Raw genomic sequence first — 22,146 nt, forward strand, 5'->3', positions numbered from 1 at the left:
CAGCCATCCACCCAGGCGGCTTCCGGGCTGCCGCTCTTTCTCATATGATCCCCGCTCTCTCATCGATCATTCCGGGGATCACATGAAATTCGAAGCGTTGTTCAAGCCGCTGCAGGTCGGTCCGTACAAGCTTGCGCATCGCGTCGCGATGGCGCCGTTGACGCGCATGCGGGCCGAGCGCGAGAGCTTTGCGCCGCGGCCGCTCAACGCCGAATATTACGCCCAGCGTGCCACGCCGGGCGGTCTGCTCATCGCCGAAGCCTCGCCGGTGGTCTCGCATGGCCGCGGCAACCCGGCTACGCCGGGCATCTATTCCGAGGCGCAGATCGCCGGCTGGCGCAGGGTGACGGATGCGGTGCACGCCAAGGGCGGCATCATCTTCCTCCAGCTCTGGCATGTCGGCCGCGTCTCGCATTCCTCCTTCCACGGCGGCCAGTTGCCGGTTTCGGCCTCGGCCATCCCGATCAAGGCCGAGGGCATGAAGGCGATGACCGCCGATGGCAAGATCTCGGACTATGAAACGCCGCGCGCGCTGGAGACCGATGAAGTCAAGGGTATCGTCGAGGCGTTCCGGCAGGGCGCGAAGAACGCACTTGCCGCCGGTTTCGACGGCGTCGAAATCCACGGCGCCAACGGCTATCTGCTCGAGCAATTCCTGCAATCGCGCAGCAATCAGCGCACCGATCAGTATGGCGGTTCGATCGAGAACCGCGCCCGGCTGCTGCTCGAAGTCACGCAGGCCGCGATCGATGTCTGGGGTGCGAACCGCGTCGCCGTACGGCTGTCGCCCTACGGCATCGCCAATGATTCCGGCGAGCCCGATCCGATGCCGCTCTACACCTACGTGGTAAAGGCGCTCGACAAGCTCGGCCTCGCCTATCTGCATTTCATCGAGCCGCGCTCGAGCGGCTCGGGTCGCGCCGAGGTCAACTGGCAGAACGTGCCGTCGGCGATGGTGCTGTTCCGTCCGCTCTACAGCGGCGTGCTGATGACCGCCGGCGGCTTCACCGGCGAGAGCGCGAACGCTGCGATTGCCGACGGCCACGCCGACATCATCGCCTTCGGCCGCATTTTCATCTCCAATCCTGACCTGCCGCGGCGTCTCGAGCACGACTATCCGATCACGCCGTACAATCGCGCGACGTTCTACGGCGGCGAGGAGAAGGGGTATACGGACTATCCCGTTTACGGCGAGCTCGCGCCGGCCTAGGTCCCTCCGTCATTCCGGGCGACGCGAAGCGTCGAGCCGGGAATCCTTTCAGGCCTGGTTTGCCGCGCGATGGATTCTCAAGTGCGCAATTGCGCACCATAGCTCGCGACTTCGTCGCGCCCCGGAATGACAATGATGTATTGTTGTCCCCACATTGACGACGGGGAGACACCATGGCCAAAGCCGCCACCGCCGCAGGGATCGCCACCGGGCAATGCCTTTGCGGCAAGGTCACCTTCGAGATCGACGTCCCCGCGCGCTGGGCCTGGCACGATCATTCGGCCGCCAGCCGCCGCGCTCACGGCGCCGCCTACGCCACTTATGTCGGCAGCTGGAAGAAGCGCTTTCGCATCACATCCGGCAAAACCGCTCTTGCCCGCTACGAGGACAAGACGACCAAGACCACGCGCAGCTTCTGCGCGCAGTGCGGCACGCCGATCGCCTACGAACGTCCGCGCGGTCCGCACATGGTCAACATTCCGCGCGCGCTCTTTCGGGAGCGCACCGGTCGCCAGCCGCTCTATCACATCGCGATCGAGGAGCTGCAGGAGTGGGCCTATACCGGCGAGCCCCTGGTGCCGCTGAAAGGCTTTCCGGGCGTGGTCTGGCAGCGGTCGAAAAAGAAAAATCGGGCGGGCGGTGAGGACCCGTTCGAGCTGGGGCGGGAAGAGATGTAGCTCGACATACGCTGTTCTCGTGCCCCGGACGCAGTGCGGCGCGAGTGCCGCGCTGCAGAGCCGGGGCCCATGCAGCAGCGAGTGCGGTGCGGATTCTGGGTTCCGGCTCTGCGGCGCAACGTTGCACGTTGCGCCGCGTCCGGGACACGAGACCGTCCAACGCAACGCAGCCATGACCACACTTCCTTGCGTCACTGCCGCGCCTTCGGCCATCATGCCTTCGTCCTTGCGGCAACGTCCGCTCCTGGAGGAAACATGAAGAACAAGATCACCGGCCGCTCCGCCTTTCTCGCGCTGCTCAAGGACGAGGGCATCACGCATCTGTTCGGCAACCCCGGCACCACCGAGCTGCCGATCATGCATGCGCTGAAGGACCATCCCGATCTCACCTATGTGATGGCGATGCAGGAGAGCCTGGTGGTCGCGATCGCCGACGGCTACAGCCGCGCCTCGGGCAAGCTCGTCGCCTGCAACGTTCATGTCGCGCCCGGCCTCGGCAACGCCATGGGCTCGCTCTACAACGCCCAGTTCACGGGCACGCCGATGATCCTCACCGCCGGCCAGCAGGAGCAGGGCCACGGCCTGATGGAGCCGGTGCTCTACGGCCCGCTGGTGCGGATGGCCGAGCCGCTGGTGAAATGGGCGGTGGAGGTGACACGTCTGGAAGACCTGCCGCGCATCGTGCGCCGTGCCGCCAAGATCGCGACCACGCCGCCGACCGGTCCGGTGTTCATCTCGCTGCCCGGCGACATCCTGAACAGCGAAGCCGGCATCGATCTCGGCCGCTCCACCCGCATCGACGCGCGGACAAGGCCGTCGGACGAGGCGCTGAGGGCGTTTGCCGCGCGGCTGTTGAAAGCCGAGCGTCCCGTCATCGTCACCATGGACGAGGTGGTGAAGAGCGACGCGCTCAAGGAAGCGGCTGAACTCGCCGAGCTGCTTGGCGCTGCCGCCTACCAGTCCTCGACGCCCTATGGCTCGCATTTCCTCTCGGAGAGTCCGAGTTTCGTCGGCACGCTGGCACGCGTCCAGAAGGTGGCGCGCGATACGCTTGCACCTTACGACCTCCTGATCGCGCTCGGCGGCGATCCCTTGCGGATGTCTGTCTACAGCGAGGTCGATGCGCTGCCGGATCGACTCGGTATCGTGCAGATCGGCCTCGTCGATTGGGAGATCGCCAAGAACTACGGCGCCGAGATCGCGCTGAAGGCGGATCTGAAGGAAACCTTGCGCGCGCTGATTCCGGTGTTGAAGGAGATGGGCGGCGCAACGCTCGCGGGCCGCGCCAAGCAGCGCCTCGCCGAATTGGCGCCGCAGAATTGGACCGCGCGCCGCGCCGCACTGGTCGAGCAGATCGGCAAGAGCGCCGGCCGCAGCCCGATCGATCCCGATTATCTGGTGCTGCAGATGGTCGAGGCGATGCCCGACAACGCCATCCTGGTTGACGAGGGCCTCACTTCAAGCCGCCAGGTAACGGCGCTTCGACCGCATCGCGATCGCTACGGCTATCACGGGCTTGCCTCCGGCGGCATTGGCTGGGGCCTGCCGGCCTCGGTAGGCGCCAGCATCGCCAATCCGGATCGCCCCGTGGTGTGCTTCTCCGGCGACGGCAGCGCGATGTATTCGATCCAGTCGCTGTGGACCGCGGCGCATCACAAGCTGCCGCTCAACGTCGTCATCGCCAACAATGGCGGTTACCGCATCATCAAGCAGCGCCTGCTGGCCTTTCATGGCGACGACAATTATGTCGGCATGGATTTTATCGATCCGCCGGTGGATTTCGCCGGCGTCGCCAGGGCGCTGGGCTGCGAGGCGATCAGGATCAGCGATCCCCGCGAACTGAAGGCAACGCTGGCGTCGGCGTTCAATCGGCCGGGCACGAAGCTGATCGAGGTGATGGTGGACGGGAAGGTGTAGGCGGTCGCTGCCGTACTCGTACTCGCCACGTTCTCAGCTGTCATCGCCCGACCTGATCGGGGATCCAGTATTCCAGAGACGGCTGTGATTCCTCGATAGGCCGCGGCGTACTGGATGCCCCGGTCAAGCCGAGGGATGACAGCGTGGGTGTGGCAACTACCCCTTCTTTCCTACCCGATATCCTGCCGCAGGATGCGGCGCATCAAGCCTTGCGCGCCCGTCGCCGAACAGTTTTTCCCGCAGCGTGCCCTTGGTGTATTCCGGCTTGTACCGTCCGCGCCGCGTCAGCTCCGGCACCAGCATATCGGCGATATCCTCGAAATCGCCGGGCGAGATCGCAAAGGCCACGTTGAGGCCGTCGACATCGGTCTTCTCGAACCAATCCTCGATCTTGTCGGCGACGCTTTCGGGCGTGCCGACCACGACGGGGCCAGCGCCGCCGATGCCGACATGCTCGATGACGTCGCGCACGGTCCAGACGCGGTCGGGGTCGCCGCGTGTGACGTTGTCGAGCGCGCTGCGCCCGGCATCGTTCTGGACGTGACGCACCTGCTGGTCGAGCTCGTAACCGGAGAAGTCGATGCCAGTCCATCCTGACATCAGCGCGAGCGCGCCTTCCGGATTGATGTGCGAGCGGTAGTCGGCATATTTCGCCGCCGCTTCTGCTTCCGTGTTGCCGAGGATGATCGTCATCATGTTGAACATCAGGATGTCCGCAGGATTACGGCCGAGTGCGGCGGCCTCCTGGCGGATCGCCGCGACCCGCGGCGCGATGATCTTGGCCGACGGTCCCGACATGAACACGCATTCGGCATGCTTGGCCGCGAACTGGCGGCCGCGCGGCGAGGTGCCGGCCTGGTACAGCACCGGCGTTCGCTGCGGCGAAGGCTCGCTGAGATGAATGGTGTTGTTGATGCGGTAGTTTGCGCTCTCGTGATTGATGCGGTGAACCTTGCTGGGATCGGTGAAGATGCCGCGCTTGCGGTCGCGCAGCACGGCGTCGTCCTCCCAACTTCCTTCCCAGAGCTTGTAGACGACCTCCATGTATTCGTCCGCGATGTCGTAGCGGTCGTCGTGGCCGGTCTGCTTGTCCTTGCCGGCACCTCGCGCGGCGCTGTCCAGATAGCCGGTGACGACGTTCCAGCCGATCCGGCCTTCGGTGAGATGGTCCAGCGTCGACATCCGCCGCGCGAACGGATAGGGCGGCTCGAAGGAGAGATTGCTGGTCACGCCGAAGCCGAGGTTTTTCGTCACCGCGGCCATTGCCGAAAGCAGCAGCAGCGGTTCGTTGGACGGCGTCTGCGCCGCGTTGCGCAAGGCCGCGTCGGGGCTGTTGCCATAGACGTCGTAGACCCCTAGCACGTCGGCCAGGAACAGCCCGTCGAACCGGCCGCGCTCCAGCGTTTTGGCGAGATCGATCCAGTAAGGCAGGCGGTTATACTCGGCGGTGCGGTCGCGTGGATGGGTCCACAGGCCCGGCGACTGGTGCGCGACGCAATTCATCGCAAAGGCGTTGAGCCTGATCTGCTTGGCCATGACTGTTCCCCGGCGCTCTATACTGAGCGCTCTTCGAATGGTAGATGTGCGCCCGAACTTGGCGAAGTTCTTGCATATAACGTGCGCTTGGCAAGACCAAAATCAGCGGGCCGCCGCCTTTGGCAAGCCAATCTCAAGAGGGCAAGGACGAAATCCCAAGAGGACTACAAGAGAACTGCAAGAGAACTACAAGAACTACCCAAGTCCCCGCCACTTTCGACGGCCAGTGTAGCCCGCTAGGTTCGCCCGCCTCGAGACCTTGAAGACGAATAGCAATGACCAGAGCCGACGCCATCGCCCGCGCCCGGGACGACTTCAAATCCGGCGCGTTCCTCGCTGAACTCGACCGCCGCGTCGCCTATCAGACCGAAAGCCAGAATCCGTCGCGTGGCGCCGAGCTGCGCGCCTATCTGGAACAGGAGATGCAGCCGGCGTTTGCCGCGCTCGATTTCACCAGCCACATCGTCGAGTCCCCCAGCGGCAAGGCGCCGTTCCTGTTCGCCGAGCATCTCGAAAGCACCTCAGCACCGACCGTGCTGATCTACGGTCATGGCGACGTCGTCGACGGCATGGAGGGCGAGTGGCGCGAGGGCCGCGATCCCTGGCGCACGACGGTTGCGGGCAACCGGCTGTACGGCCGTGGCACCGCCGACAACAAGGGCCAGCACAGTATCAACATGGCAGCACTCCGCGCGGTGCGCGACGCCCGTGGCGGCAAGCTCGGCTTCAACGCGAAGTTCATCGTCGAGATGGGCGAAGAGATCGGCTCACCCGATCTCGGCAAGGTCTGCGACCTCAATCGCGACGCGCTCAAGGCCGATCTGTTCATGGCCTCCGACGGGCCCCGCTTGTCCGCCGACCGGCCGACGCTGTTCCTGGGATGCCGCGGCGGCATCCGCATTCATCTCGATGTGAACTTGCGCGATGGCGGTCATCATTCCGGCAATTGGGGCGGCGTGCTGGCCAACCCCGCAACCATTTTGGTCAACGCGATCTCCACGCTGGTCGACGGCCACGGCCGTCTTCAGCTCGATGCGTTGAAGCCGCCGCGCCTCACCAACCAGATCCGCTCCTATCTCGCCGACGTGCAGGTGGTCCCGACCGAGGACGAGCCGGCGCTGGCGGAGAACTGGGGCGAGGAGGGGCTGTCGGCGGCGGAACGGCTCTATGCCTGGAATACGCTGGAAGTGCTGGCGATGTCGTCGGGCAATATCGAGAAGCCGGCCAACGCCATCCCGGGCCATGCCAATGCCGTGCTGCAACTGCGTTTCGTGGTCGGCACCAAGGTCGGCGGCCTGATCGAGGCGATCCGCGCTCATCTTGTCCAGAAGGGCTTTCCGATGGTCGAGGTGCGGGCGGCGCAGAGCTTTGCCGCGTCGCGGACCGATTTCGACAGCCCCTGGATCAAATGGGCGGCGGATTCGGTGAAAGAGACCACCGGCAAGCCGCCGGCGGTGCTGCCGAACTTCGGCGGCTCGCTGCCCAACGACGTGTTCTCCGAGATCCTGGGTCTGCCGACGATCTGGGTCCCGCACTCCTATCCCGGCTGCTCCCAGCATGCGCCCAATGAGCACATCCTGCTGCCATTGACGGAAGAAGCCTTGACGGTGATGGCCGGGCTGTTCTGGGATTTGGGAGAACTCCCGCGGCCGTTAACCTGAGCTGCGATCCCGCCGAAAGTCACATTCTAATCCGATCCATTTTGTGCTTGCATCCCGCTGCACAATCCTGAAAGGGGAACAAAAAAGTGAAACATTTCCGTAGCATCGGCCTCGCGCTCGCCGCGACCTTCGCCGTCAGCCAGGCCGGGGCCCAAGAGCTGACCGGCACGTTGAAGAACATCAAGGACACCGGCGCCATCACGCTGGGCTTCCGCGACTCCTCGATCCCGTTCTCTTACCTCGACGACAACCAGAAGCCCGTCGGCTTTGCCATGGACATCTGCTACAAGATCGTCGACGCCGTGAAGAAGGAGCTCAAGCTCGACAAGCTCGAGGTCAAGCTCAACCCGGTGACCTCGGCCACGCGCATTCCGTTGATGGCCAACGGCACCATCGACCTCGAATGCGGCTCGACCACCAACAATGCCGAGCGCCAGAAGCAGGTTGCCTTCACCAACACCCACTTCCTGACCGCCAGCCGCTACGTCTTCAAGAAGTCGAGCGGCCTGAAGTCGATCGACGACCTCAAGGGCAAGACCGTGGTCTCGACCGCCGGCACCACCAACATCAAGCAGCTCACCGAGGCCAATGTCGCGAAAGGCCTCGGCGCCAACATCATTCCCGCCAAGGACCACGCCGAAGCGTTCCTGATGGTCGAAACCGACCGCGCGGTCGCCTTCGTCATGGACGACATCCTGCTCGCGAGCCTCGTCGCCGGTTCGAAGTCGCCGGATGACTACGTCGTTTCCAAGGACGCGTTCTCCAAGCCCGAGCCCTACGGCATCATGCTGCGCAAGGACGACGCGCCGTTCAAGAAGGTGGTCGATGCGGCGACAGCTGCGCTCTATACGTCCGGCGAAGCCCAGAAGATCTACGACAAGTGGTTCACCCAGAAGATCCCGCCGAAGGGCCTGAACCTCAATACGCCGATCTCGGCCGAGCTGAAGAACGAGTTCGCGAAGCCCTCGGATTCGCCGAACCCGGACGACTACAAGTAAGATACAACCTCGATCTTTCGATCGGGATCATGTCCGGCCACTCTTGACACAGGGGTGGCCGGACATTTGCATAGGCGCCGGGACAAACTTGATCAGTGGCGCGTTCGCGCGGGGGACACGTGAACTACAACTGGAACTGGGGAATCTTCTTCCAGCCGAACCCGATGGGGACGGGCACCTATCTCGACATGCTGCTGTCGGGCCTGGTGCTGACCCTGAAGACCGCGGCGTTGGCCTGGGTCATCGCGCTGATCACCGGCTCGCTCGTCGGCGTCATGCGTACGCTGCCGTCGAAAGGGGCGAACTGGTTCGGCTTTGCCTATGTCGAATTCTTCCGCAACATGCCGCTGCTCGTGCAGCTTTTCCTGTGGTTCTTCGTGCTGCCGGAGCTGCTGCCCAAGGCTGCGGGCACCTGGATGAAGCAACTCCCGAACGCGCCGTTCTGGACGGCCGCGATCGGCATCGGCTTCTTCATGTCGGCGCGCGTGGCCGTTCAGCTTCAGGCGGGCATCGGTTCGCTGCCGCGAGGGCAGAAGATGGCGGCCACGGCGCTTGGCCTCACAACCGTGCAGGCCTATCGCTACGTGCTGCTACCGATGGCGTTCCGCATCATCCTGCCGCCACTCACCTCCGAATTCCTGAACACCATCAAGAATACGGCGGTCGCGATCACGATCGGTCTGCTCGAGCTGACCGGGCAGGCGCGCTCGATGCAGGAATTCTCGTTCCAGGTGTTCGAGGCCTTCACCGCCGCGACGGTCCTCTACCTCCTCGTGAATGCCGTGGTCGTGACGGCGATGCGCTTCCTCGAACGCTGGGTCGCGATCCCCGGCTACATCACGGGGAAATAGCGATGTTTGCCAATCTCGATTTCGACGTCATTCGCCGTGCGCTGCCCTATCTGTTCTTCGAGGGCATGACGTTTACGCTGACCTTGACCGCGCTCGCGGCCCTCGGCGGCCTCGTCTTCGGCACGGCGCTCGCCCTGATGCGGCTCTCCGGCTTCAAGATCCTTGGCCGCGTTGCCGGCGTCTATGTCGACTTCATGCGCTCGCTGCCGCTGGTGCTGGTGATCTTCTGGTTCTACTTCCTGGTGCCCTATATCGGGCAATGGGTGACCGGCGCCTCGCGCCCGATCAGCGTCGGCGCGTTCGCATCCTCGCTCATCACCTTCATCATGTTCGAGGCGGCATACTTCTCCGAGATCATGCGCGCCGGCATCCAATCGATCTCGCGCGGCCAGCCGGCCGCGGCCAGCGCGCTGGGCCTGACCTACGCCCAGACCATGCGCTACGTCGTGTTGCCGCAAGCTTTCCGCAACATGCTGCCGGTGCTGATCACGCAGACCATCGTGCTGTTCCAGGACACCTCGCTGGTCTACGTTCTCTCGATCACGGACTTCCTGGGCGCGGCGAGCAAGGTCGCGCAGCGCGACGGGCGCCTCGTCGAAATGTACCTGTTCGCCGCGGTCGTCTATTTCACCATTTCCTGTATCGCGTCCTTTGGCGTCCGCCGCCTTCAGGCGCGCATCGCCATCATTCGATAGAGCGTGTCCGTCATGATCGAAATCAGCCACGTCAACAAATGGTACAGCCCGAGCTTCCAGGTGCTGACCGATTGCACAACCAGCGTCACCAAGGGTGAGGTCGTAGTGGTCTGCGGCCCCTCGGGCTCGGGCAAGTCGACCCTGATCAAATGCGTCAACGCACTGGAGCCGTTCCAGAGCGGCGACATCAGCGTCGACGGCACCAAGGTCAACGATCCCAAGACCGACCTGCCCAAGCTGCGCTCGCGCGTCGGCATGGTATTCCAGCACTTCGAGCTGTTCCCGCATCTGAAGATCATCGACAATCTCTGCCTCGCGCAGCAGAAGGTGCTCGACCGGTCGCGCGACAAGGCGATGGCGAAAGGCATGCAGTTGCTGGAACGCGTCGGCCTCAAGGAACAGGCGCAAAAGTATCCCGCGAATCTGTCCGGCGGCCAGCAGCAGCGCGTTGCGATCGCCCGTGCGCTTGCCATGGATCCGATCGTCATGCTGTTCGACGAGCCGACCTCGGCGCTCGACCCGGAAATGGTCAGCGAGGTGCTCGACGTCATGGTGGATCTCGCTCATGAAGGCATGACCATGATGGTCGTCACCCACGAGATGGGCTTTGCCCGCAAAGTGGCCAATCGCGTGATCTTCATGGACCGCGGCGAGATCGTGGAGGACGCGGCGAAGGAAGACTTCTTCGGCAAGCCGCGCAGCGACCGTGCGCAGAAGTTCTTGTCTAAGATATTGTCGCATTAGCTCCGTCGTCATTCCGGGATGCGCCGAAGGTGCAGGCCCGGAATCCATAACCTCCAGCCGGGGTTATGGATTCCGGGCTCATCGCTTTGCGAATGCCACGGAATGACAGATTGAGGATGATCACCACCTCCAATTGGCCTATAAACGCGCCAAATTCCCATCCCTCCAGGAGACCTGCCTTGGACCCGATCGCCTATGTCAACGGCTCATTCGTCCCGCTTTCCGAAGCCAAAATCTCGGTCCTCGATCGCGGCTTCCTGTTCGCCGACGGCATCTATGAGGTCTCGGCCGTGCTCGATGGCAAGCTGGTCGACAACGCCTCGCATCTGGCGCGGCTGGAGCGATCGGTCGGTGAAATCAAGCTAAAGCTGCCGGAGACGCTCGAGCGCATCACCGAGGTTCAGAAGGAATTGATCGCGCGCAACAAGATCGAGAACGGGCTGGTCTATCTCCAGGTGACCCGCGGCGCCGACAAGGGCCGCGACTTCCCGTTCCCCAAGGCTGACGTGAAATCGAGCCTGGTGATGTTCACCTCGGAGAAGGACATCATCAACACTCCGGTCGCAAAGACCGGCATCAACGTGATCACGGTGCCCGACATCCGCTGGGAGCGCCGCGACATCAAGAGCGTCGCACTGCTCGCGCAGGTGCTGGCGAAGCAGGCGGCGGCCGAAGCCGGTGCCGGCGAAGCCTGGATGATCCAGGATGGCTATGTCACCGAGGGCGGCTCGTCCACCGCGTTTATCCTGACCCAGGACGATGTCATCGTCACCCGTCAGAACTCCAACACGATCCTGCCGGGTTGCACCCGCAAGGCCGTGATCGCGCTCGCCGAAGAACGTCAGCTCCGCGTCGAGGAGCGACCCTTCACGGTCGCCGAAGCGCACGCCGCCAAGGAAGCATTCATCACGAGCGCATCCTCGTTCGTCCAGCCGGTGGTCGCCGTCGACGGCAAGAAGATCGGCGACGGCAAGCCCGGCCCGATGGCGACGCGGCTCCGCGAGATCTATGTGGAGTTCGCCAGGGCGACGGCGGTCTGAGCCGCGTACTGCCGTAGCGTGGGCAAAGGCGCCCTTGCGCCGTGCCCACGTCTTCTCTCCTGTTGGCCACAGAAGGTGGGCACGCTTCGCTTGGCCCACCCGACGAGACCTGCGTTGAGGGGGGCGCCGTCCTCACGCCGCCGACGCTTTTACCTTCACCGGATGAACCGCGCGAAACGCGATGGCGATCCTGTTCCAGGCGTTGATGGCGCCGATCAGCATGGTCAGGTTCACCGTCTCTTCCTCGGAGAATTGCGCGCGAACCTGCTCGTAGACGTCATCAGGCGCATGCGTCTGCGAAATCAGCGTGACCGATTCCGTCCAGGCCAGCGCGGCACGTTCGCGATCGGTGTAGAGCGGGGATTCGCGCCACGCGGCCAGCAGGTAGATGCGCTGCTCGGTCTCGCCGCGCTTGCGGGCGTCCTCGGTGTGCATGTTGATGCAGAAGGCGCAGCCGTTGATCTGCGACGCGCGGATCTTGACGAGCTCGATCAGCGATTTCTCCAGTCCCGTGGACTGGATCTGCGTCTCCAGCGCCATCAGCGCTTTCATCGTGTCGGGTGCGGCCTGGTAGAAATTCATGCGGGGCTTCATGGTCGTTCTCCTTGCTTGCGGGGGTGAGGTTAGTGAGCGCCACCGGCTGAGGTCTGGCCGGGTTTCTTCAGGAACAGGACCGCGGCGAGCGCGACGATCAGCGCCACGCCCAGCAGATAAAACGTATCGCTGAAGGCGAAGATATAGGCCTGCTTCTGCACGGTATGGCCAATCGCGACGTAGGCGCGATGCGCCGCGTCCGCACGGTCGAGGATGCCGTGATTGACGAAATATTGCGTCAGCTGTTCCAGCCGTGTGCGGATGGCCTGCTCGAACACCGAGACCGACTGCATCAGCACGTTGGAGTGATACTGCTCGCGCTTGGTCAGCACGGTCTGTAGCAGCGCTATGCCGACGGCGCCGCCGAGATTGCGCATCATGTTGAACAGGCCGGAGGCCGAGCCCGCGTTCCCCGCTTCGATGCCCGCCGTCGCGACCGCCGACAGCGGCGCCATCACCAGCGCCTGCCCGACGGCGCGGACGACGTTGGGCCACAGCAGCTGGTCGGCGGCGTAGTCGTTGGTCATATGGATGTTCATGAAGTTGGAAGCCGCGAACAGCACGAAACCGACGCCGATGATGATCCGCGCATCGAACTTCTGCATCAGACGCGGCACCAGCGGAATCAGCAGGAGCTGCGGCAATCCGGTCCAGGCCAGCACCATGCCGATCTGCTCGGAATTGTAGCCCTGGATGCGTGACAGATATTGCGGCAGGATGAAGACCGAGCCGTACAGCGCGATGCCGAGCAGGAAATTGGCGAGCATGCCGAAGCCGAAATTGCGGCGGCCGAGCAGGCGCAGGTTCAGCAGCGGCTTCTTCACCGCGAGCTCGATGATCAGGAAGGCAGTCAGCGCGACGGCCGCGATCACGCTGAGCTTGACGATGAAAGGCGAGCCCAACCAGTCGTCCTTGTTGCCTTCCTCCAGCACGGTCTGGAGCGCGGAGAGGCCGATCGCCATGGTGACGATGCCGGCCCAGTCGCCCTCGCGCAGCAGCGCCAGCTTCATCGGCTTGGCGTCGAGCGCGTACCAGAGCATGCCGACCATCACCGCGCCGGGGATGAGGTTGACGTAGAAGATGTATTCCCAGCCGAAATTCTCGGTGAGATAGCCGCCGATGGTTGGGCCGATCGCGGGCGCGAACGTCGCCGACAGCGCGAATAGCGCGAGGCCGACCGGCTGTTTTGCGCGCGGTAGCAGCGTGATGATCAGCGTGAAAGCCATTGGAATCAGCACGCCGCCGGTAAATCCCTGCACAGCGCGCAGTACGATCATCTGCGACAGATCTTGCGCAAGCGCGCAGGCCGCCGAGAGAACAAGGAACAGGACCGCGTTGGTCAGAAGATAGATCCGGATCGAGAACACCTGCGCCAGCCAGCCGGAGAGCGGGATCACTACGATCTCCGCGACCAGATAGGAGGTCGAGATCCAGCCGCCGTCGTCGATGCCGGCGCCGATCGCACCCTGGATGTCGGCGAGCGAAGCGTTGACGATCTGGATGTTCAGCACCGCCATGAAGGCGCCGAGCGTCGCGCCGATCACCGCGACCCAGGTCTTTGCGGATACCGCCGGAGCGGCGGGCGCCTTGGGCGCTGCGAGATGCGCGACGGCGTTGACAGTGGGTTGGAGCGTGCTCATGGCTTCAGCCGCCGTTGGGGTGGGACGTGTTGTCCGCGAGGTGCTTCGCCGTCTCGCGCTCGGCCAGCACCGCCTGCTTGGTGTCGACCGTCGGCACCGCCGACATGCCGGGGCGCAGCAGGCCGGTGAGGCTGTGGTCGTCAAGCACGATCTTCACCGGGACCCTTTGCACGATCTTGGTGAAATTGCCGGTGGCATTGTCGGGCGGCAGCAGCGCGAACTCAAGCCCGCTCGCCGGCGACAGGCTATCGACATGGCCGCGCAGCGTGCGATTGTGAAAACTGTCGACGTGCAATTCGACCGGCTGACCCGGCCGCACATGCGTGAGCTGGGTCTCCTTGAAGTTGGCGACGACATAGACCGCGTCGAGCGGCACCACCGCCATCAATTGCGTGCCGGCCTGAACGTATTGGCCGACCCGCAGTGAGCGCGCGCCGACGGTGCCGTCGACCGGCGCGGTGATCTCGGTATAGGACAGGTTCAACGCCGCCTGCTGCGCGACCGCGCGGGCCCGTTCGAGCTGGGCCGCGGCCTGGGCCCGCTGGGTGGTGAGCACGTCGATCTTGCGCTGCGCGGCCAGCAGGCCAAATTTCGCGTGCTGCAATTGCGCGCTGCTCGCGCGCAGCGCCGCGTCGGTCTGCTGCGCGCGCTGGATCGTGCCGGAGCCGGTCTTCATGAGGTCGTCGTAGCGGGCGCGCTCTTCCTGCGCGAATTTCAGATTGGCATCGGCTGCGCTGACATCAGCCGTGCTCTGCTCGATGATCGGCTGCTGCAGTTCGATCTGGGCATCGATGTTGCGCACCGAGGCCTCGCCGGCGGCGACGTCGGCTTTGGCCTGGTCGAGCGCCGCCCTGAAGTCGCGATCGTCGATCTTTGCCAGCGCCTGGCCCGCTTTCACCTTTTCGTTGTCACTGACCAGCACCTTGGCGATGTAGCCGGAGACTTTTGGCGCGATGATCGTGGAATCGGCCTTCACATAGGCATCGTCGGTGGACTCCAGGTAGCGGCCCGTTTTCAGATAGTCGTAGCCATAGTCGGCTGCGATCGCGACGCCGAGCGCGAGCGCCAGCCCGATAGCGGCACGCCCGATTGCCTGCCGGGATGGGCGCAGGCCGATTTTTGTATTTGTTTCAGTGACATAAGTGGCGTTCGACATGGCATCCTCGGAAGTTCCCACGCGGCTCGTCTGAAGGTGCCTTGCTGGGTGCCGGTAAGATGTGCCGTAGCCGCCCCTGTGATAATCGTGGATTAAGTTGAAGCATTATCCAGCAGGAGTGGATAATCCGAGCCATGGATCGCTTTACCAGCCTCACCGCCTTTATCCACGTCGTCGAAAACGGCGGCTTTTCCGCCGCAGCGCGCCGGCTCAACATGTCGACGACCATGGTGAGCAACCATGTGCAGGCGCTGGAGGATCGGCTCGGTGTGCGCCTGCTCAACCGCACCACGCGGAAGGTGAGCCTCACCGAAATCGGCAAGGCCTATTACGACCGCTCGACCCAGATCCTCGCCGATCTCGAACAGGCCGACGATATCGCCAGCGAGTTGCAGTCGGTGCCCCGCGGCACGCTGCGCATCCACGTCGCCACCCATATGGTGCAGTTCGTCGCGCCTGTGGTGGCCAAGCTGCTGTCGACCTATTCGGAGCTCAAGGTCGATCTGCGCATGGGCGAGGCTGACGTCGATCTCATCGAAGAAGGCTACGACGTCGCCCTGCGCATGACCTCGCCGCCGGATTCGAGCCTGATCGTCCGCAGCCTCGCCACCTGGCGCCACGTGCTTTGCTGTTCGCACGATTATCTCGAGAAGTACGGCCGGGTGCAGAAGCTCGACGAACTCGCCGCGCACAATTGCGGCCGGCACTTGAACTATCCGTTCGGCGATGAATGGCGTTTCATCGACCGCAAAGGCGCACCGGTCTCCGTACGCATCTCGGGCAGCTTCGTCACCAATAGCGGGGAAGCGCTGCGCAAGGTCGCACTGGAGGGGGCCGCTATCTGTCTGATGGCGGGATTTCTCATTCAGGACGACCTCGAAGCCGGCCACCTCGTGCGCCTCTTGCCGGAATTGCGGACGATCGAGCTGTCCATGAACGCGGTCTATCCGCATCGTCATCATCTGTCGGCGAAGGTCAGGACCTTCATCGACCTGCTCGCGCAGCACAGCGCCGAGCAGCAAAAGCTGATCAATCCGTATTCATGAGCCCGCTCGACGACGGCTCCATACCCGCCAGAAAGTGAGTTGACATCAGCTGGGTACCTGGAAACAATGCAACCTGAGATATAAATATCCATTATGGACCGCGATGGTTCGGCCCGATCCCGTTTCTTCGATGTGACTTTTCGTTCAAGCCGGCATCTGCTTCTTCATTTCTTGCTTTTCCATCTCCGACGCATCGACAGGCGGCAAGCCGATCAACGTTCGATGGCGTGCCCGCTTCGCAGGGGATCGACAGCATCCTGTCGCGGTGAAGCTGAGCGGCTTGGCCGGATCCAGACCGACTGCAGCTGAAGGAGGCTTCGATGATGCTCGTCAGAACGGGATGGCTTGCGATCTTGCTGCTCGGCCTCACGGCGGCGAGCGGTGTGCAGCCTTCTTTTGCTGCCACCGACGATGCGTGGCCGGTCAAGAACAGACTGATTGGCGAGGACGGAAACAAGTCCAAGGACGTCAGCGGCATCGCCTGCACGACCGCGGACGGATTTCCCCGTTCGTGCCTCGTCATCGACGACAACCTCCAGGACGCTCAATTCATCGAGCTGACCGACGGCAAGCTCGTTGCCGGCAGCCCGGTCAAGCTGATCGACAACACGTTCAATGACAAGGCGCTCGAACTCGATGGCGAGGGCGTCGCCTTCTCCAACGGGTACTATTACGTCATCGGCTCGCACGGCCATCCCCGGGACAAGGACCACAAGCTTGATCCGAACAAACATGCCGATAAAATTCGAGCGAAGATCGCCGCGAGCAGCCAGATCGTCCGGTTTCGTACGACGGGGGCAGATGGCAATGCGTCAGGCCTCGAGCGCACGCCCAAGCTGAGAGATGTCATTGCGAACGAGCCGGCTCTTCTCCCCTTCGTGGATATGCGGCTGGAAGCCAACGGGCTGACGATCGAAGGCGTCGCGATCAAGGACGACCGGACGCTGCTCGCGGGATTCCGGGGCCCGGTGCTGAACGGCAACTGCGCCATCGTTCTGTCGGTCGAGATGGCGGCCCTGTTCGGCAACGCTGGAAGCCCGGACCATCGTCTGTACCGGCTGCCGCTCGGCGACGGACGCGGCGTGCGCGATCTTGCATCATTCGGCGATCGCGTTCTCGTCCTGGCGGGGCCCGCCGCGGACGGCCCCGGGTCTTATGCGGTTTACGCGTGGGACGGCTCGTCAGACTCCGTCGAACTGTTGAAGGACTTGCCGTTTGATCCCAAGCGAAAGCCGGAGGGGCTCCTGCCGCTGGACAAGACGTCAACCGGGCTGCGTGTCCTGATCGTGTTCGACGGCGACAAGGAAGGTGCGCCCACCCCGATAGAAATTCCGGGATCGGGGCCGCGACCTCCACCCTGCTCCAGCAGCTAGCGCGTCGGGGCCGGCAATCGGCCGAATAGATCGTCGAGCGCGATGCCGATCGCGAGCAGGCGAAGATCGCTGCCTGCGGGACCATCCAGTTCGAGCCCGATCGGTAGTTTGCTGGTGGCGCCGAGCGCGATCGGGATCTGGATTCCGGGAATGCCGGCGTTGCTGCCGGGGTCGGTGTTCTGGATGAACAGAGCGAAATTCTCCAGCGTGCTGGACTCCGGATTGGAGGGGATCGCAACGCGTGGCGTGGTAGGAAAAGCGATGGCGTCGAGCCGGTTGTCGGCAAAGATCTTGCTGTAGAGCGCTTGTAGCGCCGGTCGCGCGGTCTTGACCGCCGCATCGTAGATCGGCCCGGCATCGAGCAGCGTATTGTCCGGACCCGGCAGTTTGCGCGGGATCACCAAGCCATCATAGGTGCCCTTCACGTCGGGGCTGGCAATCTCCCTCGCCAGCGCTTCCACGGTGAGGCCCGTGCCGGTGTGGGCGAGATATTCGACCATGTCGTCATAGGCTTCATACAGCGCGACGGGAAAGCCGACCTGGCCGTTGAGCTCGGCGAGCTGCGGCATCTCGACCTCAACGATCGTGACGCCGTGTGCCTTCAGCTGAGCGATGGCGGCCTGGAAGGCGGTCTCGGTGTCGACATCGAGATTGGTCAACATCGTCTTGACGATGCCAATCCGCACCTGCTTCAGGTCGGCCGGTCCGACCGCCGCGCCATCCGTGATCACGCGATCGAGCAGCGCGACGTCGGCCATGGTCGCGGCCATCGGGCCTGCGGTATCTCGGGTATGCGAGATCGGGGCGATGCCGTGTTGCGGATAGCGGCCGACGGTCGGGCGCAGCGAGGCACATCCGTTCAGCGCGGCGGGCACGCGCACCGATCCGCCGGTGTCGGTGCCGAGCCCGCCTGCGACGATCCGTGCGCCGATCGCCGCACCGGTCCCGGACGAGGAGCCGCCGGCGATCAGGGTGCGATCATAGGCGTTGCGCACGCCGAACGCGGCGCCGGTCCTGAACGCGGTGGTGTAGCCGGATATACCGAAGGCCAGCTCGTGCATGCTGGTCTTGCCGATGATGATCGCGCCTGCCGCACGCAGTTTCGCCACGACCGGCGCATCGGCCTTTGGAACGTAGTCTCTGAGGGCGGGCGTGCCGGCACTGCAAGGCAGTCCCGCGACCTCGATGTTGTCCTTGATCACGATCGGCACGCCGCCGAGCGGCTTGTCCTTGTCGCCATTGGTGTCGAATGCCGCGGCGGCCTTCAGCGCGCCGGCCTCGTCCACGGTGATGAAGGCATTGAGATCGGCATTGGCCTTGGCCCGGGCAAGAGCCTCCGTCGTGAGGGCTGTACTCGTGACGGTGCCGGCGCGGAGGCCGGCTGCGGCCTGGCCCAGGGTCAATTGGTCGAAATCCATGATGCGTCACTCTCTTGGCGGGCAGTCATCAGGGCGCCCTCCCGAGCATGGAGGCTGAAGCCTCGCCGGCTCCGCGTCAACCGGCGGCGCGCATCTTTGGCGGCGACGACGTGTGGAGTCCGGCAAACAAGCGCTCGACCTCGGTCTTGGTCTTCCCGATCGCGGTGTCCTTGACCGGGCCATAACCGCGGACCTCCATCGGCGCCTTGGCAATCGCGACGAGATCCGGAAGACGCGCCGTACCGAGCTCGCCGAGCATCCGTTCGATCAGAGCTTCATACCATGTGATCAGTTCGCGCTCGGTCCGCCGGTCCCAGGCGTAGCCGAACGGATCGAACGGCGTCCCACGCAATCCCTTCAGCCGCGCGAGCATGGCGAGCGGCATCTGGATCCATTGGCCGAAGGTGCGCTTGCGCGGCCGCCCGCGTGCGTCGCGCGGCGACGGCAGGAATGGCGGTGCGAGGTGGTACTGGACGCTGAAGCCGTCCTCGAACTCGCGCTTAAGCTCATCGAGAAATCCACTCTGCATGTGCAGCCGTGCCACCTCGTATTCGTCCTTGTAGGCCATCAGCTTGAACAGGGCGCGCGCAACCGCTTCGGTGAGCGCCTCGCTGCTCAGGACGGCTTCGGCGTTGCGGACTTTTGCGATGGTCGCTCGGTAGCGCGCCGCATAGGCGGCATCCTGATAGGCGATCAGGAAGTCGGCGCGACGGTCGATGAACTGGTCGAGCGTTTCGTCCTTGGCCGCTTCGTCCGTTTTCAAGAGCTCGGGATCGACGGCTGCAATCCGGCCCCAGGCAAAAGCCTGCTTGTTGCGCTCGACTGCGACGCCGTTGAGCTCGATCGCGCGCAGCAGCGCGGCAAGCGAAATCGGGACCAGCCCGCGCTGCCAGGCAAAGCCCAGCATGATGATATTGGCGTAGACGGCATCGCCGAGCAGCCGTTCGGCCAGTGCGTTGGCATCGATGGTGCCGAGATTGTCCTCGCCGATGACCTGACCGATCGCGCGCAGGCGGGCGGGGGAGGCGAGATCGGCGTCGCGGAAGCGGACGACGTCGCCGGTCGGCATCTCCGCGGTGTTGACGGCAGCGCGCGTGTCGCGGCGGTAGGTACCGGACGCCTTGGGCGAGGAGCTGACGACGAGATCGCAGCCGATCAGCGCGTCGGCCGCGCCCTGGTCGATACGGACCTGATGCAGCGCCTCAGGGCTTGAGGCGAGGCGAATGTAGCTCAGCACGGGCCCGAACTTCTGAGCAAAGCCGGTGAAGTCCAACACCGAGACGCCGCGTCGTTCGAGGTGCGCCGCCATGCCGATCAGCGCGCCCACCGTGATCACGCCGGTGCCGCCGACGCCGGTCACCAGCAAATCATAGGGCCGGTCGAGCGGTGAGGATGCGGGCAGGGGAAGCTTAGCCGCACGGCCGATCGCGTCGATCTGGCTTGCGCCCTTCGTCCGGCGCGTCGCACCTTCGACGGTGACGAAGCTGGGGCAGAAGCCGTTGAGGCAGGAAAAATCCTTGTTGCAGGCCGAGAGATTGATCTGACGCTTGCGGCCGAACGAGGTCTCCTTCGGCTCGACGCTCAGGCAGTTTGATTCCACCGAGCAGTCGCCGCAGCCCTCGCAGACGAGATCGTTGATGTAGGCGAAGCGCTTGGGGTCGGCCATCTGCCCGCGTTTGCGCCGGCGCCGCTTTTCCGTGGCGCAGGTCTGCTGATAGATGAGGACCGAGACCCCGGGGATATTGCGCAGCTCGCGCTGCACGGCATCCATCTCCTCGCGCGGATGCAGGGTGACGCCGGCCGGCAGGTCGGCAGGCGAGAACTGTGCGGGATCGTCCGACACCAGCGCAATGCGCGTCACGCCCTCGGCGCGGACGCTGTGTGCGATGGCATGCACGCTGATGGGACCGTCGACCGGCTGACCGCCTGTCATCGCGACGGCATCGTTGAACAGGATCTTGTAGGTGATATTGGCCTTGGCCGCGATCGCCTGCCGGATCGCCATCGAGCCGGAATGGTAGTAGGTGCCTTCACCGAGATTCTGGAAGACGTGCTTGCGGCCGGTGAATTTGGACGACGCCGCCCAGTTCACGCCTTCGCCGCCCATCTGGATCAGCGACGAGGTCTCGCGGTCCATCCAGCTTGCCATGAAATGACAACCGATGCCGGCCAGTGCTTTGGAGCCTTCAGGCACCTTCGTCGATGTGTTGTGCGGGCAGCCTGAGCAGAAATAGGGCGTGCGCGTTGCACCCGATACGTTGATGGTGCGTGCGGCCTCCGGCATCAGCGCGGCCGCGCGTGCGGCGAGATTGAGGCCCGGAAACATCGGATCGAGGCGGCGCGCGAGCACGCCGGCCAGCGCGCGGGGCGACAGCTCGCCGATCCAGGAGATCAGCCTTGCGCCGGTTTCGTCGTGCTTGCCGACCATGCGTTCGGGTTTGCTGCCGGGATAATCGTAAAAATACTCCTTGAACTGGCTCTCGATGATGCCGCGCTTCTCCTCGACCACGAGGATCTCGCGCTTGCCTTTCACGAAATCCATGGCGTCATGCAGCGCCAGCGGCCAGACCATGCCGACCTTGTAGATATCGATGCCGATACTGCGGCAGGCGGCCTCATCCAGACCCATCAGCCGCAACGCCTCCATCAGATCGAGATGCGCCTTGCCGGTGGTGACGATGCCGTAGGTCGCGTTCGGATTGTCGTAGATCCGCCGGTCGATCGGATTGGCCTTCGCGAAGGCGTAGACCGCGTGCTTCTTCGCCTCCAGCCGCTCCTCGATCTGCGGGCCCGGCAAATCCGGCCAGCGGTAGTGCAGGCCGCCGGGCGGCGGCGTGAAGTCCGGCGTGCGGAAGGCGCGCGGCGGACGCAGCGCGACGGAGGCGCCGGACTCGACGATCTCCGAGATCGCCTTGAAGCCGACCCACATGCCGGAGAAGCGGCTGAGGGCATAGCCATACTCGCCGAACTCGAGATACTCGCTGACGCTCGCGGGATGCAGCGTCGGCATGAACCAGCTCATGAAGGCGACGTCGGACTGGTGCGGCATTGACGAGGAGACACAGCCGTGGTCGTCACCTGCGACCACCAGCACGCCGCCATGCGGGGAGGAGCCATAGGCGTTGCCGTGCTTCAGCGCGTCGCCGGAACGATCGACGCCGGGACCTTTGCCGTACCAGAGCCCGAACACGCCATCGACTTCGCGATCTCCTTGTGTCTCGACCTGTTGCGAGCCGAGCACCGCCGTCGCGGCGAGGTCTTCGTTCACTGCGGGGAGGAATTCGATGCGGTCCTGCTTCAGCCGATCCTGGATGCGCCAGAGCTCGAGGTCGATGCCGCCGAGCGGCGAGCCGCGATAGCCGGAGATGAAACCGGCGGTGTTGAGGCCATGGGCCCGGTCGCGCCTGACCTGATCGAGCGCGATGCGGACGATCGCCTGCGTCCCCGTCAGGAAGACGCGGCCCTCGTCGCGATCGTAGCGGTCGGACAGCTCGTACGAATCGAGATACGGAAAGGCTTCCATGGCGGACCTCGCGCGGCATCCTGCCGATTGACGCAAGGGTATGCCCGGACCGCTGGTAGGTCCTACC

General features: G+C 64.1%; 17 protein-coding genes. 11 read left to right on the forward strand and 6 right to left on the reverse strand.

The features are described from left to right. Window positions 1-82 precede the first annotated feature (82 nt). From JQ580_RS13950 to JQ580_RS13960, 3 genes are all read left to right on the forward strand, one after another. The gene (locus tag JQ580_RS13950; RefSeq protein ID WP_212280595.1) at window positions 83-1,210 is read left to right on the forward strand and encodes an alkene reductase; all 1,128 of its coding nucleotides are present in this window, start codon (window positions 83-85) and stop codon (window positions 1,208-1,210) included. 173 nt (window positions 1,211-1,383) lie between these two features. Continuing rightward, a complete protein-coding gene (locus JQ580_RS13955; protein WP_212280596.1) occupies window positions 1,384-1,887 on the forward strand; it encodes a GFA family protein in 504 nt (167 codons plus the stop codon). A 255-nt stretch (window positions 1,888-2,142) separates the two neighbouring features. Continuing rightward, complete coding sequence (locus tag JQ580_RS13960; protein ID WP_212280597.1) at window positions 2,143-3,804, forward strand: thiamine pyrophosphate-binding protein; 1,662 nt, start codon at window positions 2,143-2,145, stop codon at window positions 3,802-3,804. A gap of 156 nt (window positions 3,805-3,960) precedes the next feature. On the opposite strand, the gene JQ580_RS13965 is transcribed toward JQ580_RS13960, so the two are convergent. Then, window positions 3,961-5,340, reverse strand: a complete 1,380-nt coding sequence (locus JQ580_RS13965; RefSeq protein WP_212280598.1) for an LLM class flavin-dependent oxidoreductase — start codon at window positions 5,338-5,340, stop codon at window positions 3,961-3,963. Window positions 5,341-5,615: 275 nt separating this feature from the next. Here JQ580_RS13965 and JQ580_RS13970 point away from each other — a divergent pair, with 275 nt between their 5' ends. From JQ580_RS13970 to JQ580_RS13995, 6 genes are all read left to right on the forward strand, one after another. Next, entirely contained in the window at window positions 5,616-7,001 is a 1,386-nt protein-coding gene (locus JQ580_RS13970) for a M20 family metallopeptidase (RefSeq protein ID WP_212280599.1), read from the forward strand. 86 nt (window positions 7,002-7,087) lie between these two features. Further along, entirely contained in the window at window positions 7,088-7,999 is a 912-nt protein-coding gene (locus tag JQ580_RS13975) for an amino acid ABC transporter substrate-binding protein (RefSeq protein WP_212280600.1), read from the forward strand. A 119-nt stretch (window positions 8,000-8,118) separates the two neighbouring features. Then, window positions 8,119-8,850, forward strand: a complete 732-nt coding sequence (locus tag JQ580_RS13980) for an amino acid ABC transporter permease (protein WP_212280601.1) — start codon at window positions 8,119-8,121, stop codon at window positions 8,848-8,850. A 2-nt stretch (window positions 8,851-8,852) separates the two neighbouring features. Beyond that, on the forward strand, window positions 8,853-9,545 hold the full coding sequence (locus JQ580_RS13985) for an amino acid ABC transporter permease (RefSeq protein ID WP_212280602.1): 693 nt from the start codon (window positions 8,853-8,855) through the stop codon (window positions 9,543-9,545). Between the two features lie 12 nt (window positions 9,546-9,557). Beyond that, window positions 9,558-10,289: an amino acid ABC transporter ATP-binding protein gene (locus JQ580_RS13990; protein ID WP_212280603.1), complete on the forward strand. Its 732-nt coding sequence runs from the start codon at window positions 9,558-9,560 to the stop codon at window positions 10,287-10,289. A gap of 179 nt (window positions 10,290-10,468) precedes the next feature. Further along, window positions 10,469-11,329: a D-amino-acid transaminase gene (locus tag JQ580_RS13995; RefSeq protein ID WP_212280604.1), complete on the forward strand. Its 861-nt coding sequence runs from the start codon at window positions 10,469-10,471 to the stop codon at window positions 11,327-11,329. Between the two features lie 132 nt (window positions 11,330-11,461). Here the strand turns inward: JQ580_RS13995 and JQ580_RS14000 are convergent, their stop codons facing one another. The 3 genes from JQ580_RS14000 to JQ580_RS14010 are packed head-to-tail and all read right to left on the reverse strand — an operon-like array spanning window position 11,462 to window position 14,719. Next, window positions 11,462-11,923: a carboxymuconolactone decarboxylase family protein gene (locus JQ580_RS14000; RefSeq protein ID WP_212280605.1), complete on the reverse strand. Its 462-nt coding sequence runs from the start codon at window positions 11,921-11,923 to the stop codon at window positions 11,462-11,464. Window positions 11,924-11,952: 29 nt separating this feature from the next. Next, window positions 11,953-13,563, reverse strand: a complete 1,611-nt coding sequence (locus JQ580_RS14005; RefSeq protein WP_212280606.1) for an MDR family MFS transporter — start codon at window positions 13,561-13,563, stop codon at window positions 11,953-11,955. A 4-nt stretch (window positions 13,564-13,567) separates the two neighbouring features. Further along, window positions 13,568-14,719 (reverse strand): HlyD family secretion protein, encoded by a 1,152-nt coding sequence (locus JQ580_RS14010; RefSeq protein WP_212280607.1) that lies wholly within the window; start codon window positions 14,717-14,719, stop codon window positions 13,568-13,570. Window positions 14,720-14,853: 134 nt separating this feature from the next. On the opposite strand from JQ580_RS14010, the gene JQ580_RS14015 reads away from it, so the two are divergent. Then, window positions 14,854-15,765, forward strand: a complete 912-nt coding sequence (locus tag JQ580_RS14015; RefSeq protein ID WP_212280608.1) for a LysR family transcriptional regulator — start codon at window positions 14,854-14,856, stop codon at window positions 15,763-15,765. 320 nt (window positions 15,766-16,085) lie between these two features. After that, window positions 16,086-17,138 carry a DUF3616 domain-containing protein gene (locus JQ580_RS14020; RefSeq protein ID WP_212280609.1) on the forward strand — a complete coding sequence of 351 codons (1,053 nt, stop codon included), beginning with the start codon at window positions 16,086-16,088 and terminating at the stop codon, window positions 17,136-17,138. On the opposite strand, the gene iaaH is transcribed toward JQ580_RS14020, so the two are convergent. Further along, window positions 17,135-18,556 carry an indoleacetamide hydrolase gene (iaaH, locus tag JQ580_RS14025; protein ID WP_212280610.1) on the reverse strand — a complete coding sequence of 474 codons (1,422 nt, stop codon included), beginning with the start codon at window positions 18,554-18,556 and terminating at the stop codon, window positions 17,135-17,137. The two genes, JQ580_RS14020 and iaaH, sit on opposite strands and share 4 nt — an antisense overlap. A gap of 76 nt (window positions 18,557-18,632) precedes the next feature. After that, window positions 18,633-22,079: an indolepyruvate ferredoxin oxidoreductase family protein gene (locus JQ580_RS14030; RefSeq protein ID WP_212280611.1), complete on the reverse strand. Its 3,447-nt coding sequence runs from the start codon at window positions 22,077-22,079 to the stop codon at window positions 18,633-18,635. Between the last annotated feature and the right edge of the window lie 67 nt (window positions 22,080-22,146).

The organism is Bradyrhizobium sp. SZCCT0148, from assembly GCF_018129985.1.
Classification (GTDB): Bacteria; Pseudomonadota; Alphaproteobacteria; order Rhizobiales; family Xanthobacteraceae; genus Bradyrhizobium; species Bradyrhizobium japonicum_H.

Excerpts from the sequence above, each read along its gene's own strand:
- JQ580_RS13950 (WP_212280595.1), top strand. The coding sequence starts at position 83 with ATGAAATTCGAAGCGTTGTTCAAGCCGCTGCAGGTCGGTCCGTACAAG.
- JQ580_RS13955 (WP_212280596.1), top strand. The coding sequence starts at position 1,384 with ATGGCCAAAGCCGCCACCGCCGCAGGGATCGCCACCGGGCAATGCCTT.
- JQ580_RS13960 (WP_212280597.1), top strand. The coding sequence starts at position 2,143 with ATGAAGAACAAGATCACCGGCCGCTCCGCCTTTCTCGCGCTGCTCAAG.
- JQ580_RS13965 (WP_212280598.1), bottom strand. The coding sequence starts at position 5,340 with ATGGCCAAGCAGATCAGGCTCAACGCCTTTGCGATGAATTGCGTCGCG.
- JQ580_RS13970 (WP_212280599.1), top strand. The coding sequence starts at position 5,616 with ATGACCAGAGCCGACGCCATCGCCCGCGCCCGGGACGACTTCAAATCC.
- JQ580_RS13985 (WP_212280602.1), top strand. The coding sequence starts at position 8,853 with ATGTTTGCCAATCTCGATTTCGACGTCATTCGCCGTGCGCTGCCCTAT.
- JQ580_RS13990 (WP_212280603.1), top strand. The coding sequence starts at position 9,558 with ATGATCGAAATCAGCCACGTCAACAAATGGTACAGCCCGAGCTTCCAG.
- JQ580_RS14000 (WP_212280605.1), bottom strand. The coding sequence starts at position 11,923 with ATGAAGCCCCGCATGAATTTCTACCAGGCCGCACCCGACACGATGAAA.
- JQ580_RS14005 (WP_212280606.1), bottom strand. The coding sequence starts at position 13,563 with ATGAGCACGCTCCAACCCACTGTCAACGCCGTCGCGCATCTCGCAGCG.
- JQ580_RS14010 (WP_212280607.1), bottom strand. The coding sequence starts at position 14,719 with ATGTCGAACGCCACTTATGTCACTGAAACAAATACAAAAATCGGCCTG.
- JQ580_RS14015 (WP_212280608.1), top strand. The coding sequence starts at position 14,854 with ATGGATCGCTTTACCAGCCTCACCGCCTTTATCCACGTCGTCGAAAAC.
- JQ580_RS14020 (WP_212280609.1), top strand. The coding sequence starts at position 16,086 with ATGATGCTCGTCAGAACGGGATGGCTTGCGATCTTGCTGCTCGGCCTC.
- iaaH (WP_212280610.1), bottom strand. The coding sequence starts at position 18,556 with ATGGATTTCGACCAATTGACCCTGGGCCAGGCCGCAGCCGGCCTCCGC.
- JQ580_RS14030 (WP_212280611.1), bottom strand. The coding sequence starts at position 22,079 with ATGGAAGCCTTTCCGTATCTCGATTCGTACGAGCTGTCCGACCGCTAC.